Source organism: Clostridium thailandense (assembly GCF_019207025.1).
In the GTDB taxonomy this organism is placed as follows: Bacteria; Bacillota; Clostridia; order Clostridiales; family Clostridiaceae; genus Clostridium_AM; species Clostridium_AM thailandense.
This window is the reverse complement of the sequence record NZ_JAEEGC010000055.1, coordinates 16,759-31,646: the sequence shown is the minus strand read 5'-3', so window position 1 is coordinate 31,646 and position 14,888 is coordinate 16,759. Positions and strand designations below refer to the sequence as shown.

Annotated in this window: 18 protein-coding genes and 1 CRISPR repeat array (1 of these 19 running past the window's edge); of the genes, 1 reads left to right on the top strand and 17 read right to left on the bottom strand. The window is 30.1% G+C overall.

From position 1 onward, the window contains the following. Window positions 1-221: 221 nt before the first annotated feature. The 11 genes from I6U48_RS13125 to I6U48_RS13075 all read right to left on the bottom strand — a co-directional run bounded on the left by I6U48_RS13125 (window position 222) and on the right by I6U48_RS13075 (window position 9,355). Window positions 222-491, bottom strand: a complete 270-nt coding sequence (locus I6U48_RS13125; protein WP_218320920.1) for a hypothetical protein — start codon at window positions 489-491, stop codon at window positions 222-224. A gap of 358 nt (window positions 492-849) precedes the next feature. Next, entirely contained in the window at window positions 850-1,749 is a 900-nt protein-coding gene (locus I6U48_RS13120; RefSeq protein ID WP_218320919.1) for a GNAT family N-acetyltransferase, read from the bottom strand. Window positions 1,750-1,908: 159 nt separating this feature from the next. Next, entirely contained in the window at window positions 1,909-2,394 is a 486-nt protein-coding gene (locus I6U48_RS13115) for a pyridoxamine 5'-phosphate oxidase family protein (protein ID WP_246615330.1), read from the bottom strand. A 70-nt stretch (window positions 2,395-2,464) separates the two neighbouring features. Continuing rightward, window positions 2,465-2,866, bottom strand: a complete 402-nt coding sequence (locus I6U48_RS13110) for an alpha/beta fold hydrolase (RefSeq protein WP_376774554.1) — start codon at window positions 2,864-2,866, stop codon at window positions 2,465-2,467. A 96-nt stretch (window positions 2,867-2,962) separates the two neighbouring features. After that, complete coding sequence (locus I6U48_RS13105) at window positions 2,963-3,208, bottom strand: hypothetical protein (protein ID WP_218320918.1); 246 nt, start codon at window positions 3,206-3,208, stop codon at window positions 2,963-2,965. A gap of 54 nt (window positions 3,209-3,262) precedes the next feature. Next, window positions 3,263-3,418: a hypothetical protein gene (locus I6U48_RS13100; RefSeq protein WP_218320917.1), complete on the bottom strand. Its 156-nt coding sequence runs from the start codon at window positions 3,416-3,418 to the stop codon at window positions 3,263-3,265. A 746-nt stretch (window positions 3,419-4,164) separates the two neighbouring features. Next, window positions 4,165-4,689: a flavoprotein gene (locus I6U48_RS13095; protein WP_218320916.1), complete on the bottom strand. Its 525-nt coding sequence runs from the start codon at window positions 4,687-4,689 to the stop codon at window positions 4,165-4,167. Window positions 4,690-5,226: 537 nt separating this feature from the next. Beyond that, window positions 5,227-5,682, bottom strand: a complete 456-nt coding sequence (locus tag I6U48_RS13090; RefSeq protein ID WP_218320915.1) for a zf-HC2 domain-containing protein — start codon at window positions 5,680-5,682, stop codon at window positions 5,227-5,229. After that, window positions 5,679-6,167, bottom strand: a complete 489-nt coding sequence (locus I6U48_RS13085; protein WP_218320914.1) for an RNA polymerase sigma factor — start codon at window positions 6,165-6,167, stop codon at window positions 5,679-5,681. The genes I6U48_RS13090 and I6U48_RS13085 overlap by 4 nt, the downstream gene beginning before the upstream one ends. A gap of 274 nt (window positions 6,168-6,441) precedes the next feature. Continuing rightward, window positions 6,442-8,070 carry a hydroxylamine reductase gene (gene hcp, locus I6U48_RS13080; protein WP_218320913.1) on the bottom strand — a complete coding sequence of 543 codons (1,629 nt, stop codon included), beginning with the start codon at window positions 8,068-8,070 and terminating at the stop codon, window positions 6,442-6,444. Window positions 8,071-8,395: 325 nt separating this feature from the next. After that, window positions 8,396-9,355, bottom strand: coding sequence for a PLP-dependent cysteine synthase family protein (locus tag I6U48_RS13075; RefSeq protein ID WP_218320912.1), 960 nt, complete (start codon window positions 9,353-9,355; stop codon window positions 8,396-8,398). A gap of 131 nt (window positions 9,356-9,486) precedes the next feature. Between I6U48_RS13075 and I6U48_RS13070 the strand changes: the two genes are divergently transcribed. Continuing rightward, window positions 9,487-10,038 carry a helix-turn-helix domain-containing protein gene (locus tag I6U48_RS13070; RefSeq protein WP_218320911.1) on the top strand — a complete coding sequence of 184 codons (552 nt, stop codon included), beginning with the start codon at window positions 9,487-9,489 and terminating at the stop codon, window positions 10,036-10,038. A 212-nt stretch (window positions 10,039-10,250) separates the two neighbouring features. Here I6U48_RS13070 and dnaB read toward each other — a convergent pair whose 3' ends face one another. The 6 genes from dnaB to I6U48_RS13040 form a co-directional block, all read right to left on the bottom strand. Beyond that, window positions 10,251-11,543 carry a replicative DNA helicase gene (gene dnaB / locus I6U48_RS13065; RefSeq protein WP_218320910.1) on the bottom strand — a complete coding sequence of 431 codons (1,293 nt, stop codon included), beginning with the start codon at window positions 11,541-11,543 and terminating at the stop codon, window positions 10,251-10,253. Window positions 11,544-11,563: 20 nt separating this feature from the next. Next, window positions 11,564-12,412, bottom strand: coding sequence for a DnaD domain protein (locus I6U48_RS13060; RefSeq protein ID WP_218320909.1), 849 nt, complete (start codon window positions 12,410-12,412; stop codon window positions 11,564-11,566). Continuing rightward, window positions 12,399-12,929 carry a sigma-70 family RNA polymerase sigma factor gene (locus tag I6U48_RS13055; protein ID WP_218320908.1) on the bottom strand — a complete coding sequence of 177 codons (531 nt, stop codon included), beginning with the start codon at window positions 12,927-12,929 and terminating at the stop codon, window positions 12,399-12,401. Before I6U48_RS13055 ends, I6U48_RS13060 begins: the two co-directional genes overlap by 14 nt. Window positions 12,930-13,002: 73 nt before the next feature. After that, window positions 13,003-13,620: a helix-turn-helix domain-containing protein gene (locus tag I6U48_RS13050; protein WP_218320907.1), complete on the bottom strand. Its 618-nt coding sequence runs from the start codon at window positions 13,618-13,620 to the stop codon at window positions 13,003-13,005. Window positions 13,621-14,024: 404 nt separating this feature from the next. Continuing rightward, window positions 14,025-14,243, bottom strand: coding sequence for a DUF2922 domain-containing protein (locus I6U48_RS13045; RefSeq protein WP_218320906.1), 219 nt, complete (start codon window positions 14,241-14,243; stop codon window positions 14,025-14,027). Between the two features lie 81 nt (window positions 14,244-14,324). Then, complete coding sequence (locus I6U48_RS13040; RefSeq protein ID WP_218320905.1) at window positions 14,325-14,549, bottom strand: DUF1659 domain-containing protein; 225 nt, start codon at window positions 14,547-14,549, stop codon at window positions 14,325-14,327. A 167-nt stretch (window positions 14,550-14,716) separates the two neighbouring features. Continuing rightward, a CRISPR array of direct repeats spans window positions 14,717-14,888; the repeat unit is 30 nt; unit sequence ATTTAAATACATCTCATGTTAAGGTTAAAC (it continues 643 nt past the right edge of the window).

Sequence of the window (14,888 nt, the reverse complement as noted above, 5' to 3'; positions counted from 1 at the left end):
TATACCACTTTCAAGTCGAGCAGAAGCCAATACAGCTAAATAAGCGAGTGCTTCTGTCTTTTTGTCAAGTTTACAGGCATTATCCAACTTTCCAATAAGTTCACCCCATGCCTTTTGTTGTTCTGGTGCTTCCTTTCCAAATGTCATAAATGCATTACTTATACTCATAAATATGTCCTCCTTAAATTTTATAATGATTTATTCTTCCCCTCTATTATTGATTATAAAGCATTAAATATGACAACGTATTGACATATTATAAATATCATATGATGTTTTCCTATAGGTTGAGTACAACCATCATAATAGTAGTCTTTAGTATTCCAAGTTTCCTTTATAGATATGTTCCAATCCTCTGGAGGCAAATGTGCAAGTATTTCTTCATTGCTTTGAACTGAAAATACTTTAGTGACATCATCTGAAATGGAATTTCCTTTTAGTGATTTAATTTTCTTATTTGCAATTATGATTGTTTTTAAATTATTCATCATTGACATGTTCCTCCTTCATAATACTTATAGCATTTCACACTTAGCATAAATTTTACTATACATACAAATTATAACATATCATTTATCTTCATGTTATTACCATTTTAATCATTAAAGAAATACTTTTAACACTGTATTTTTCAATTTTCAACAAACAGTTTTTCTATTTGAATTTAGTTCACATAGTTTTCAGTAAGTACATATATCGTGGTTTTAGGATATATATGCGTACTATTTGTTATACGACGAAAAGACACTGTAAAATTCAAATTCGAATAATGCAGTGTTTTTATAAATCATTTACTTTTTTTAATTGTTTTGTTAAATAAGAATATTATTAGCATATCAATAATAATATTCATTTTGTTTGTAATTTTGTCTTATTTATAAAATCACACTTTTTTATTGTAATAGGTGTAACTGGCTCACCATAAAAATCTATTGGTTCTTCTACTACTTTACAGCCAAATTGTTCTAACATTCTCACAGTTATATCTCTTGCTTCAACAAAAACTTCCTCTACATCAAGGTTAAAAATTTCATTTAACGACAATATAAGCATTTTTTTGCCTATCTCTAAGCCTCGTAGGTTTCTATCAACTGCAAATCTTCCCAGATGCCATTGATTATTTTCATTCCAAGCAGCTATCACTCCAACAATATCTTCCCCTACTCTTGCACACCACCAAATTTGACTCAACTCCGCACTTATAGGTATTAATTTTTCAGGAATATTTTGCTCATAAGTAAATACTTCTGTTGCTAGCTTAATTGCATCATCCATAAAATTTGATGAAACTTTTTCTATTTCTATTCGAGAATTATTTTTTATAAGATTATTTTTTAATGCAAGTATACGAAACTCTCTAAGTGATTTTACAATGTTATCATTAACATCCGCATATCCTAAATCTAAGATTTGATTAATAAATTTATTCGCTTCACAATCTCCATTTATTATCGCTTCCATACCTAGTGATAGGATACTAATGTATTTCACTCTTTTATCAGTATGGGATTTCTCTATTTTTATAAATTCTTTAGCTTCTAAGTTATTAAGAATTCTGCTTAGAGAAGCTTTATCAATTCCCAATTGCATCACCAATTCGCTAAAAGGAATGATTCCATTTTTTTTAAGATAACTTAGTATATGTGCTTGAGATAATGTTAATCCTGAATTTAGACAATCATAATTAAGTAAACCTAATTCTCTTATAATTAGTCGTAATTCTTTCCTAACTATTTCCGCTTTACTCAATTTAACTCCCCCCTAATTGTTGATATTATCAACAATTATAACATATCAAGACATATACCGCAATATATGAAAATATACACTTTTACTATTACAGTGTTTACGTTTTTTTAATTGTTACACTAAATAAGAAAATTACGTACTAACCGAAATATATTATAGTTATTGTCCCTTCTTTCCACTTAAACTTATTATATCCATCTTCAATATTGCAATGTTATTATACATATTCTCATTTTTCAAAGATTTTTCCTTAACAACAGAAGGAATATCTTCTAAATGATTTAAAATAACTTCCATTCCATATTTTTTCTCTTCAAGGCTTTCAACTAAAGAAATCTTAGCATCTATAACAACAGAACGATACTTATGTCCACACTCTCCAATTACATAGCCTCTATCATCTATTATAGTAGCACATACATTAGGATTGTAAGTAATAAAGTCTATCTTCAAGCCTTTAAGCCCCGTATGTAAGTATAAAGCATTTTTAGATTTGTCATAGCCATAACTCAAAGTTACTATATACGGTTCATTATTGCGACACATTGATATTACCGCATATTTGCCCTGTAACAATATTTCACTTAATTCATTTTCATCATTTATTTGTCTATCTTTCTTTCTCATGTGGTATTTTTCCAACATAATTATCCTCCAATTTAATTCGTATATAATTACTATTTTGGCTTTATTAATAATTATTATGTCATAACTTTTACAAATAAAAGGTGATTATATTTCCAATAGGTATTGTGCGTGCTGTATCTTCTCCTGCTTCAACAGGAAACAATGTATCTTCAGTTCCTTGAATTACTAAAGTTGGAATTGTCTTCTTTCGAAAAATTTCATATTCAATTTGTATTCCATTTGCCTTTACACACTGATTTCTTATGTCAAGTACCCAAGCATAATCTAATATTCTTGCATTCTTATCAGATTCTCCACCAACGATAACAAGTTCAATATCTTTTAAATACTTTTCAATATTTATTTTTTCTAATAACAGCTGAGCTGTAATACATTTATGCTTTATATTCAAATCTTTAAAAATAGCTAATTTAATCACCTTTATGAATATAACAATATTGACAACCATCACTACACTTTTTACAATCACGCCATGGGTTCCACATAGCCATATTTAGCTCCTCCATTAAAACCTTAAATTTCCATAATTATAATATATAATTTTTGAGAAAATTTTGTAATAGACCTACTGCTTGCTTTCCTTTTTAACCTTGTTATATCCATTAATAACTAATACTGAAGATATTAATGATAACAAATAAGAAATAGAACCATCTTTAGTTGTCAAAATACCACCTACTACAACAAATAAAAGAACCGATAGTCCAAAGACATTTAACAAATATAAGTTTTCTTTTTTCTTAAATAAATCATTTTGGGTAAAGAATGATACTCCATCTGTTATATTTTTTTTATTGTTATCTTGACTCAAAATTATACTCCTCCATAATAATTATTTCGCCAAAAATACCACTACTTTTGCACATCAAGACTTATTTGTCTTTTCATTTATGTAAATATCAAGTGCTCTAATCCCTCTGTTAGCAAGTTTTACAAACAATAGGAATCCATAAATTCCAATACCTAATAAAATTAAACTAATTATTGGATCAACAAAAAGCATCGGAATCATACTAGACATAATTATCCCCCCGTATTTTTCACCTACTGGTAATTATAACATATTTTGTAGATATTAAACTATCTTACTTAGTTAAATAGTTCTTATATTGTATATTTAGTTATTCAAAATTTCTATATTTTTTTCCATCCCTTTCCATCCTAAATACCCTATTAATGTTCCAACTAAAGGTGATAAAATACCAAATATAATAACTTTGTCTTTAAATGAATCCTCCATTTAACTTTATTATAAGAACGGTTCGTTATATCTAACTATAATAATTTATCTTTACAATAAGTAGGAACAGCTTGACAGTTTAGTAGTAAATATGTATTTTTTGACTAGTTCTTTGTATGATACAACCATTAAGTGTAAAATTTTCAATATTAACATGCTAGAATATTTACAAAGAGATTTATTAATATAATTGGAGGCGGTCACTATGTCTAATATAAATCCTTTGAAAATTTTATCAGATCTTGAAAATGAAAAATCAGAAGTTAAAAATCTAAGTATTGCAGATGCAATAATTGCTACAATTTCTTATTGATTGTTTCAGGTTATCTTATTTCATCAAAGCGTTACTAAAGTGCTACAATAATTATAAATATTTTATTCTCCACGATTGATAAACAATATTTTGAAAATGCGACACAAAAACACCACATAATTCAACTTTGAATAATGCAGTGTTTATAAAAATTGTTCGCTTTTTCGATTGTTTTGTTAAATAAGAATAATGAAACTTAGTACTAAAATCCTTCTTAAACAATTACTTCTTCAACTTTCTTAATAATAGCATCTATGCTTGGAAACAGACTTGGAAATTTAGCCTCTTTATTTTCAACAAAAATCACTCCGTCTTCTTTCAACATTTTTACATTTCTTTGTACACTTGGTTTACTGTACATTTTCGGATTAATATGAGTTGCAAAAATAATGGGTGCATTTGTTGATAATAGATTTGTAGTAAGCAGATTATCCGCTATTCCATTGGCTGCCTTTCCAAGGGTATTAGCAGAAACTGGTGCAACAAGCATTAAATCAGATTTAAACGCCAGTGACTGGTGATTCATATCATACGCCTTTGGAAGTTCAAACTGTTCAATCTGGATAGGTGTCCCTGACTCTCTCTGTACCATAAGTGGTGTAACAAAATTAACTGCATTTGCCGTCATAATTACATGTACCTGTGCTCCACGCTTTTTTAATTCTCTAATTAACGTAAGTGACTGGTCTGCCGGACTACATGCTGTAATTCCTAAAGTTATTACTTTTCCTGATAACATATTTATCCCCTCATTTTCATGTAATTTTATCTTTGTTTATTAAAAATTGCCTAATTGCACATCATAATAGATTATATTTTCACAATTATCAATATTCTGTACGAGGCAATATAAAATCATCATTTAGTTCACAATTTTTTACGACTATGATTTAATTTATATCAAAATTATACCATGTTTTCTACATATTTTCACAATTATATAGAAAGTATAGATATTTTTAACACTGCATTATTCTATTTTCAACGAATCATGACTTACTTCACAGCTGCCAATGAAAATGAAACCTATTTTCTTAGCAAAGACCATCATTCGTATTTCCTTCTTCGGCATTTACGTCGTATAAATTTCATAATACCTAACTATTATAAATACATTAATATTTTCTTCTGAAAAAGTGAATGTACAAAAAAATCTGCCACAAATCTTGAATTTACAAAATCCACTTTTAATCATCTCTGGAACGTCTTGACTCTCTGTTAATGTTGATACATTGGGAACTTCTTTAAATGCTTCATTAGGATTACTTATTTATATCTAAAAAAGATGTAACCCATATTTAAGTAATAAATAAATTCCCAATATAACAAAGACAATGATTGTGCCAATAGCTCTTCCGATAAAAAATCTTTTCACACTTCTATCCCCTTTTAAATCAAATTTAAATACCACTATTCCTGCAAAAACAATACCCAAAACAATAATTATTGCTGGCATAAAGTTTGAATGTGAATTTTTGTCTAATGCCATTCCGATAAAAGCTCCAATCAATAACAATGCCGAGGTTGCAAGGAATAACTTTTTCTTGATTGTAGATATAACTCTTTTGTCATCAAATTCTGTTGGCATTGGCAAAGCGTGGCTTTCAAACTCAAGTTTACAGCTTTCACAGCTTTTTAAATGATCCGAGACTAAATTAATGCTGTCCTTGCTAGCAACGCCATCTTTTACAAGCGGTATTAAATCCAATATAACATCACATGATATATTCATATTAATTCCTCCTTTTTCAAAATGGATTTAAGCCATTTTTTTGTTCTAAAATCTATTACTCTTGCCGAGTTTTCAGAAATACCTATCCTCTCTGATATTTCGCAGTAGCTTATCCCATCAACACGCATGTTTACTATTTTTTGAATTTGAACATCTTTCATTTTTAACAGTTCACACACTCTATCAGCTATCTGCTTTGTACTAATGATATCAAAGGTGCTATCTGTAATATATAGCTCTAAAAGGTCACTATATTCTACTGTAGGCCTATCCTTTCGCAAATTTTGCAACCATAGATGACGAGCAATACTAAATAGCCATGTTTTAATTGATGAATTGCCTTTAAAGCTACCAATAGAATAAATTGCCTTTACAAATGTTTCAGAAAGCAAATCTTCTGAAAGAGTAGGATTATGCGTTATACTCAACAAATAATTATATATATCTTGCTTATATTCTAAGTACAGTTTTTCTATATGATTCACTTAAATCCCCCTTTCATACAATTAGTCACATTAAGACACAAAATATTACACTACTTTATATAAAATTCTCTATTAATTATTGGTAATTATATCATGCACCTGAAATTAATATATTAAACCTAATACAATAAGAAAAAAATTATCATTAAAACACCGCATTATTCAGTTTGAATAATGCGGTGATTCTAATAAACAATTCATTTTTTCGGCAATTAGATCAAGTATGGAAAAGAAGTTCAATCTTAAATGTCATTAACTCATCTTAATATCTATTTTATGCCATAAATGATTCTATATCCTTGTCCACTTCTCCTATTCCAGCTATCCCAAAGTTCTCTATCAAAACCTTTGCTACGTTTGGTGATAAAAATCCTGGTAATGTTGGTCCAAGATGTATATTCTTAACTCCTAAATAAAGTAGTGCTAATAAAACAATAACTGCTTTTTGTTCATACCATGCTATATTATAAGCTATAGGAAGTTTATTTATATCATCAAGTCCAAAAACTTCTTTAAGCTTAAGTGCTATTAATGCTAAAGAGTATGAATCATTACATTGTCCTGCGTCAAGTACTCTTGGAATACCTCCAATATCTCCAAGTGGAAGCTTATTGTATCTATATTTTGCACAACCAGCAGTGAGTATAACTGTATCCTTCGGAAGTGCTTTAGCAAACTCTGCATAATACTCTCTAGACTTCATTCTGCCATCACATCCAGCCATAACAAAAAACTTTTTAATGGCACCAGATTTAACAGCATCAACAACCTTATCAGCCAAAGCAATTACTTGGTTATGTGCAAATCCACCAACAATACAGCCTGTTTCTATCTCATCAGGTGCTGGTAATGTTTTTGCAAGGGCAATTATTTCTGAAAAATCCTTCTTGCCATTGGCATCTCTAGCAATATGTTTACATTCCGGATATCCTGCTGAATTAGTAGTAAATATTCTATTTCTAATCTCTTCACTTCTTGGAGGAACAATACAGTTAGTAGTAAATAATATTGGTCCATGGAATGGCCCAAATTCATCTACTTGTTTCCACCATGCGTTTCCATAATTACCTGCAAAATTTTCATATTTCTTAAATGCAGGATAATAATGTGCTGGCAGCATTTCACTATGAGTATAAACATCGACGCCTGTGCCTTTTGTCTGTTCTAGAAGTTGTTCCAAATCAGTTAAGTCATGACCAGAAATCAAAATAGCAGGATTATTTCTAACCCCAATATTTACCTTTGTAACTTCAGGATTTCCATATTTAGAAGTATTGGCTTCATCCAATAATGCCATAGCCTTAACACCATATTCACCTGTTTTTAATGTAAGTTTGACCAAATCATCCGCTGAAAGACTATCATCTAGCATTGCCGCAAATGCCTCATATATAAACTCATATATTTCTAAGTTCTCTTTTCCCAAATTTAAAGCGTGTTCCGTATAAGCTGCCATTCCTTTTAATCCATATACAATCATTTCACGAAGAGAACGTACATCTTCATTTTTTGTGGATAATACACCAATCAAAGCTGCTTTTTCCAGCATAGCTTGTCTTGTTTCTACTTCAAATACCGCAGCATCATGTAGACTAGCAACTTGAATTGTGCTTTTCAACTCATTTCTAAAGGATATCATTTTATTAATCTGCTTTTCTATTGCATTATCATCAAAATTTGCATTAGTAATAGTCATAAAAAGGCTGTTTAACACCTGATGATTTATATCAGAAATACTAGTAATGTCTATTTTTCCTTTAAGTACAACTTCTGAAATACCTTTTAAAGTATAGATGAGTAAATCTTGGAGTTTTGCGACCTCTTCAGTTTTACCACATACACCTCTAATTTCACAACCGGTTCCTTTTGCTGTTTCTTGACATTGATAACAAAACATACTCATAAAAATTACCTCCTTTTTGTAAAAAAATATACATTAAACAAAATAAACTTAATATAATTTTTATTGCAAAATATTTTTCAATATTTTCAATTTTACAAATATTTTGGGCGCAATTATATTTTATTATATTTATTTACATTTGTATATATCTTTCTGTAAATTTTGTAAAGAAATATATTAAGCACTACATTATCCAATTGTCAAAAAACATCCATATATTTAGATTTATAGATTAATATATATAACTTACTCTCACTATTGTTGAATAACCTAGAAAAATCCAAAATTAAAAATAAAGTTTTAGCTATTTTTAGTGTAAACATATTTAAAATAAATCAGTACTTAAGTATTTTAAACCACTATCGTTAAGTGTTAGTACAATATTTTTTCCCTTCTCCTTGTCTTTCAAAAGTTGAATTGCTGCACAAACATTAGCTCCTGATGAGAAGCCGACAAATGTCCCCTCTAGTTTGGCTAAGTCTCTTGTCATTTGGGTAACCTCTTCGTCTGTAACCTGTATACATCCATCAATTAGTTCTTTATTTACCTTTGACAAATCCATAGCGTATCCACACCCTTGAACCTTATGGCGTCCTTCGTTTATGAGATTTTTTCCCGCATATACTGCAGCATTAGCAGGTTCAACAATATAGCAACGTATATTTTTATTATATTCTTTAAATTTTTCTGCACAGCCTTCAAAGGTTCCTCCACTTCCTACAATATCAACAAAACAATCTATTTTACCATCGCACTGCTCCAACATTTCCACAGCGGTATGCAGCAGGTGAGCTCTATAGGAACTATCTAAATTGAACTGGTCTGCACGAAAGGCATTCCTCTCCTTTGTTAATTTTACAGTCATTTCTTCTACCAATTTTAAATCTTCCCCTGACACCTGTCCTTTAACTGAATTCTTAGCCTGTGGAACTATAATAACTTCTGCTCCAAGGGCACGCATCATTCTAGCTCGTTCCATAGAATTTCCTTCTGACATACATGCTATAAAAGGATGTCCTTTTGCCTGACAGACAATTGAAAGTCCTGTGCCTGTGTTTCCACTTGTAAGCTCAATAACTGTCTGACCAGTCTTTAATTCCCCACTTGCTTTAGCTTCCTCAATCATCTGCAAAGCAGGACGGTCTTTTTTGCTGAATCCAGGATTCAAATATTCTAATTTTGCAAATATATTTCCTTCTACACCATAGTGATTTGTAATCCTACTAAGTCGTAACATTGGAGTTTCACCGATAGCCTCATAAATATTTTCCATCAATTTTTTCATCTTTCTTGCCCCCTTATGTTAATTACGTTATAATTAATTATAATTAACAAATGTAAAATATAATTAACGTTAAATATATTTTACATTTGTTAATAATAGTTGTCAATAATGTTAAAGGAGATATATTACTTATGAATATAAGTTTAATTATTGCTGAAAATCTAAAAAGACTTCGTAATGAGCGGAATTTGAGCTTAAGCCAACTTGCAGAATTGTCTGATATTAGTAAAGTTATGCTTTCTCAAATAGAAAAAGGTGAAACTAATCCAACAATAAATACCATTTGGAAAATAGCTGCTGGGCTAAATGTTCCCTATACATCATTATTAGAACAGCAAAAACAGGATGCCTATGTTATAAAAAAATCCGATATAGTTTCTCAATTAACTGATGATGGACAATATCGTCTCTATTGTTATTATTCTAATACACCTCATCGTAATTTTGAGCTTTTTCAAATGGAACTTGATGAAGGCTGTAAATATACTTCTGTCGGACACCCTGAAAAGTCTGAGGAATATTTAATGGTTTTAGAAGGCCAATTAACTCTAGAAGTAAACAATGAAACTTTTATTTTGTATGCCGATGATACCATTACTTTCACTGCTTCTGCTAAACATATTTACTTCAATAGTGGAAAAGGTATCTTAAAAACTGCCATAATAAATTTTTATCCTGTTTAAAAATGCTTTAACTATTAAACATCTCCAATGTCATAATGAAAAACATAATAAAAAGAGTGCTTCGTGCACTCCTTTTTGCATTTTATAATCATCTCCTAACTTCTAATTTTCACTTGAGTTATATTCTGTTTTTGGGATTCTAATTTCGTAATAAACACAGTCAATGATGTTGTTAAGATTGTATTTCAATGCCTTAGGAGTACTTTAAAAGGCTACCAAATCCTCTGTATCTCAGGCTTCCACTTTAATCTTGCAGTGCCAACCTCCCCATTTCTGTTTTTTGCCACAATGCACTCAATAATTCCTTTACTGTCACTATCCTTAAAATAGTATTCGTCTCTGTATAAAAATATCACGGTATCTGCATCCTGTTCTATACTTCCAGATTCCCTCAAATCAGAAAGCATTGGTCTATGATCGCTTCTGCATTCTGGTGCTCTTGAAAGCTGGGAAAGGAGAATCAAATTAATATCAAGTTCTTTTGCCATCAGCTTTAGCTTCCTTGTGATCTTTGAAATCTCCTGTGTTCTATTTTCAGTCTTTTCACCGCTGCCTATAAGCTGAAGATGATCTATAACTGCTATGTCTAGTCCATGTTCTATTTTTATTCTTCTGCACTCACTTTTTATTTTTTCTAACTGAAAGATTTTATCATAAAGCTTAATATTTGCCATTGAAAGCTTAGCTGCAGCCTCACTTAAATTTACCCACTGTTTATCACTTAATTCTGCATTTTTTATATTGTCTAGGGGTATTTCAGTATAAGCAGCTATAGTTCTGTCTATAATTTGAGTCTTTCCCATTTCCAGATTAAAAAAAGCTACATTTGCATCCCCTTTGAAAACAGCATTCAGCACCATATTGACTGCCATAGTTGTTTTCCCCATAGATGGTCTTGCCGCAAGTATTATTAAATCCTGTTTTTGAAGACCACCAAGCATCTTGTCTAAATGCTTATAACCGCTTTTTATTCCCTGAAGTTCTCCACCTTTTTCATATCTCTTTTGAAGTGTATCCATGAAATCCCCCATAATTTCCAGCATGTTCTCCCCCTCCTTAGCCTTCAGCGTATTAAGGTTTAAAAGAGAATTTTGCGCATAATAAACTATATCATCTGGAGCTTCTTTGCCTTCTTTTAGCTTGTCCAAAGAAGTATTAAAAATTTTTAAGATCTCTCTATAATTAGATTTTTCCTTAATTATTTCTCCATGCCTTTTAATATTAACAGCTGTAACACTGGCATTTATAAGCTCTGTTATATAAGTTATTCCACCCACTTCCTTTAGCCTTTTTCCCAGCTTATCGCAAAGCGTTACAACATCTATAGGTATCCTATCTTCATACATTTCTTTTAATTTTGCAAAAATTATTTTATGTTTTGAGCTGTAGAAATCCTCTGGTTTTAGCATATCTATAATTTCACATATACTGTCATTTTTTAAAAGTATAGAACCAATAAGATTTTTCTCTGCAGCCAAATTATAAATTTTATCTATCTCCACCATAAACACCACCCCGCAACTTTTTAATCCACATACTCATAAGCTGCTGCATTACAGCTATTATCGCCTATATCAGGCTTTTTTCTATGTTCTTTAAGCTTTTCCATAGTGGTAAGTCCAAGCTCCTTCCAATTGTTAATAACCGTCTCTATATAGCCAATGTGTCTTGCTTTGTATTTAACAGCCTCATTGATAGCTGCAATTATTACATCTTCTTCAAAGTATCTCCTCCAGCTTTTGAGCTTCTCTTTATCTCTTGACGTTGCCTTACAGATCTTTTTGTTAAACTCTGATAAAATTTTCTTTATGCTTTTCTCATTATTATTTTTCTTTGTTATATTATTCTTAGAAGAAGATTTTTCTTTTTCTTTTTCTATTTCTTTTTTCTCAAGGGACTTACAAGGCCCTTCTTCATCCTCTAAAGTTTCTTCTTTATCTTCAATGCTAATCCCTTTTATATCAATGCCTTTAAAGATTTTCTTCACATCGTAATCATTGTCTAAACATACTTTATACATTGTAGTTATAAATTCCTTATTTTTAACTACTTTGAGTTCTTTATTTATGCAAAGCACCGTATTTCTACTATCTGAAAAATTATGTTTCATCCAATTTAACAGCATAACTTCATTAGTTTTTTCCGAGTATGCAATCTTACCATACTCTACAAACCTTTTCAAAAGCTTTTCTATAGTTTCTCTGCTGTAACCTAATTCTGCTTCTGCAATTTTCTTAACTAAAATAAATATTCCACACTGAGTAGTTTTTAAATTTGTCATAAGATACAAATAAAAATACTTTTCCTCTGGAGTAAGCTCTGATATAAAATCATCCTGCCAAAAACCTGTTCTAATATATCTATAAAATGCCATTATAATTCATCTCCTCTAAATATTTTTTAAGTTTTATAAGTGCACTTTTCTTTCTTGCCACAGCTGTTCTATAACTTATAGACTTAAAAACTGCATAACTTTTTAAATCTTTGTTTTCAAAATAAAACCAATGTACAACTTCTCTATCTTTCTCTGAAAGCTTGTTCAAAGCTTTGGTAAGCATTACTTTTTCTTCTTTTTTTACCATATCCTCTTCAAGATTTTCCTCACTTACTATATTATCAATAAGCTCAAAACCCTCTTTATTTAAACTGTTGGCACTGCACTCACTTGCCCTTTTTATATTAGTTCTTATCAAATTATAAAAGTTTATTTTAACTGCATTAAACATATAACTCGTAAAAGCATTTCCTCTGTTGACATCAAACATTTCTACAGCTTTAATTATCGACATCATACCAATTTGAATCAGGTCATTTATATCAAAACTTCTTATATAAATGCTTCTAGCTGTTTTTATAACAAAAGGCCGGAAAGCCTCTATTATTTCTTCCATAGCTTTCTTGTTTCCCGCTTTCGCCAAAGTAACTTTTTCTTTTAGGCTTTCACCCTTAATAATAACTCCCCCCTTACATTGCCAATCCCATACAATAAATTTCTCGTAATTCTTTTATATTTTTAATTTTATTTATTGCCCTTCTAAGAGTTCTCTTTACACTTTCCAACTGCACGCCTTTTCTCTCTGAATAATCTTTTAACCTTTTTCCAGAAATAAAATAACAAAAAACTCTATTTTCTTCTTTTGTAAGCTTGTCTTTAATGAAGGTTTTATATAGTTCACTGACAACAATATCGCTTACTAATTGCTCTTCAAATTGGCAATTGTCGCAGGATTTTTCCAAATTATAAATATCAATTCTATCTCCACAGGGTATATTGGTATCATTAAATCGTCTCTGCTTTTTACCTAAATCAACAGTTATATTTCTTATGCTTACTTCAACTAAGTTAAATAACTGCCAATAATTCTTTTTGCTAACTTCATTAATGCATTTGATGATTTTTATCTTGCATTCCTGTTCATAGTCCTCCCACTCCATTCTACTTTCATCATAGATGTCATTATTATAGGTACTTTTTATTAATCCATAAAAGTTCTTAATTATTATTTCTATGTTTACCTTGTCACCTCTCTTCGCTCCATCTATTAATTCTTCTAGTTTTTTTGCCTCTTCATTTTTCAACATTACGTCCTACCTCCATTAAATTTCATTGTGCATTTTAAATTGTCCTTATATAATAGAAGACGATTTACTCCTAAAAACACAGACAAATTTTGAATTAAATCATTCTTCTCATATTATTGCATATTTTTTAAAATCATATTTTTATTTTACTTGTACTATAAAATCAATTTATTTTTTTACAAATATTTTAGTTTATATTATTTATAAAAATGCTTTTTTCACCAAGCACTACTTAAAATAGGTGGTAGAATTATGTCTCACGATTTTTTTATTTATGTAAAAAATGAAGATGTAAAAGAATTATAAAACTCTTTTTATTTATATTTATCTGATAATTTTATGAATAAAAAAAGTACATGCAGGAAACATGTCCTGCATGTACTTTTTAGGAATTTTTGATAACGCTATTTTACAGACAATTCAGTGGAATTCTTATCTGTAAGTTCTGCAGAGTCCTTTGACTTTAAATCTCCTCCAGTAGATGTAAATATGTTTTTATCAACTATTACATCCATAGCAGCCTTTACCTCTGCTTCTGTTATATCTTCCTTTACGTTGTTAACTCTTACTCCAACCTTTTTTCCAGCCTCATTTAAAAAATTCATAACCAATGTTTTGCTCATAAACTCATTCCCCCTCATATTCTTTAAATTGTAAGCTGAGAATTGACCCTGGACAGCTATCCACTGTCAATTCTCAATTAATTATGCATTAGTTATTCCACTTTGATCTTCTCTTATTACCTCGTCCAAAGTTTTTCCAAGAAGCGTTGAAATTTCCATAGCTACATCATATATATTTTGTTCTGTAGCTCCAGTTTTAACCTTTGCAAATCTTAGGTTTTTAATTTTTTCCTTCCCCTTGGCATCTACACCATCCTTATACTTAATTAATAATGTAGTCTGCAGTTTTGTTGCTGTTGCAGCCATATTTATCATCTCCCTTCACCTAATATATATACAGTTAGTGGAGATGTAGGAAGTTTTTTTATTTTTAATGACTAAAATATGAAAAAAGTGCCCTTAGTACTTATATTTCAAAGCTTTAAAGGCACTTTTACCCTTACCACTTGTAAAAGGAACTATTAGGAGAAGAATATAAAATACATCTCATGTTAAGGTTAAACGAGTAAAAATAAATGATCCAGATGATGTATTCTTATTTAAATACATCTCATGTTAAGGTTAAACATCACTACTGACACCATATAACTTAAATTGAACTTTATTTAAATACATCTCATGTTAAGGTTAAACTCCAAATTATTA

Bases quoted from the DNA above. Each gene is read 5' to 3' on its own strand.
- I6U48_RS13125 (WP_218320920.1), bottom strand. From the start codon at position 491: ATGATGAATAATTTAAAAACAATCATAATTGCAAATAAGAAAATTAAA.
- I6U48_RS13115 (WP_246615330.1), bottom strand. From the start codon at position 2,394: ATGTTGGAAAAATACCACATGAGAAAGAAAGATAGACAAATAAATGAT.
- I6U48_RS13100 (WP_218320917.1), bottom strand. From the start codon at position 3,418: ATGTCTAGTATGATTCCGATGCTTTTTGTTGATCCAATAATTAGTTTA.
- I6U48_RS13095 (WP_218320916.1), bottom strand. From the start codon at position 4,689: ATGTTATCAGGAAAAGTAATAACTTTAGGAATTACAGCATGTAGTCCG.
- I6U48_RS13090 (WP_218320915.1), bottom strand. From the start codon at position 5,682: ATGAATATATCATGTGATGTTATATTGGATTTAATACCGCTTGTAAAA.
- hcp (WP_218320913.1), bottom strand. From the start codon at position 8,070: ATGAGTATGTTTTGTTATCAATGTCAAGAAACAGCAAAAGGAACCGGT.
- I6U48_RS13075 (WP_218320912.1), bottom strand. From the start codon at position 9,355: ATGAAAAAATTGATGGAAAATATTTATGAGGCTATCGGTGAAACTCCA.
- I6U48_RS13070 (WP_218320911.1), top strand. From the start codon at position 9,487: ATGAATATAAGTTTAATTATTGCTGAAAATCTAAAAAGACTTCGTAAT.
- dnaB (WP_218320910.1), bottom strand. From the start codon at position 11,543: ATGGTGGAGATAGATAAAATTTATAATTTGGCTGCAGAGAAAAATCTT.
- I6U48_RS13060 (WP_218320909.1), bottom strand. From the start codon at position 12,412: ATGGCATTTTATAGATATATTAGAACAGGTTTTTGGCAGGATGATTTT.
- I6U48_RS13055 (WP_218320908.1), bottom strand. From the start codon at position 12,929: ATGGAAGAAATAATAGAGGCTTTCCGGCCTTTTGTTATAAAAACAGCT.
- I6U48_RS13050 (WP_218320907.1), bottom strand. From the start codon at position 13,620: ATGTTGAAAAATGAAGAGGCAAAAAAACTAGAAGAATTAATAGATGGA.
- I6U48_RS13045 (WP_218320906.1), bottom strand. From the start codon at position 14,243: ATGAGCAAAACATTGGTTATGAATTTTTTAAATGAGGCTGGAAAAAAG.
- I6U48_RS13040 (WP_218320905.1), bottom strand. From the start codon at position 14,549: ATGGCTGCAACAGCAACAAAACTGCAGACTACATTATTAATTAAGTAT.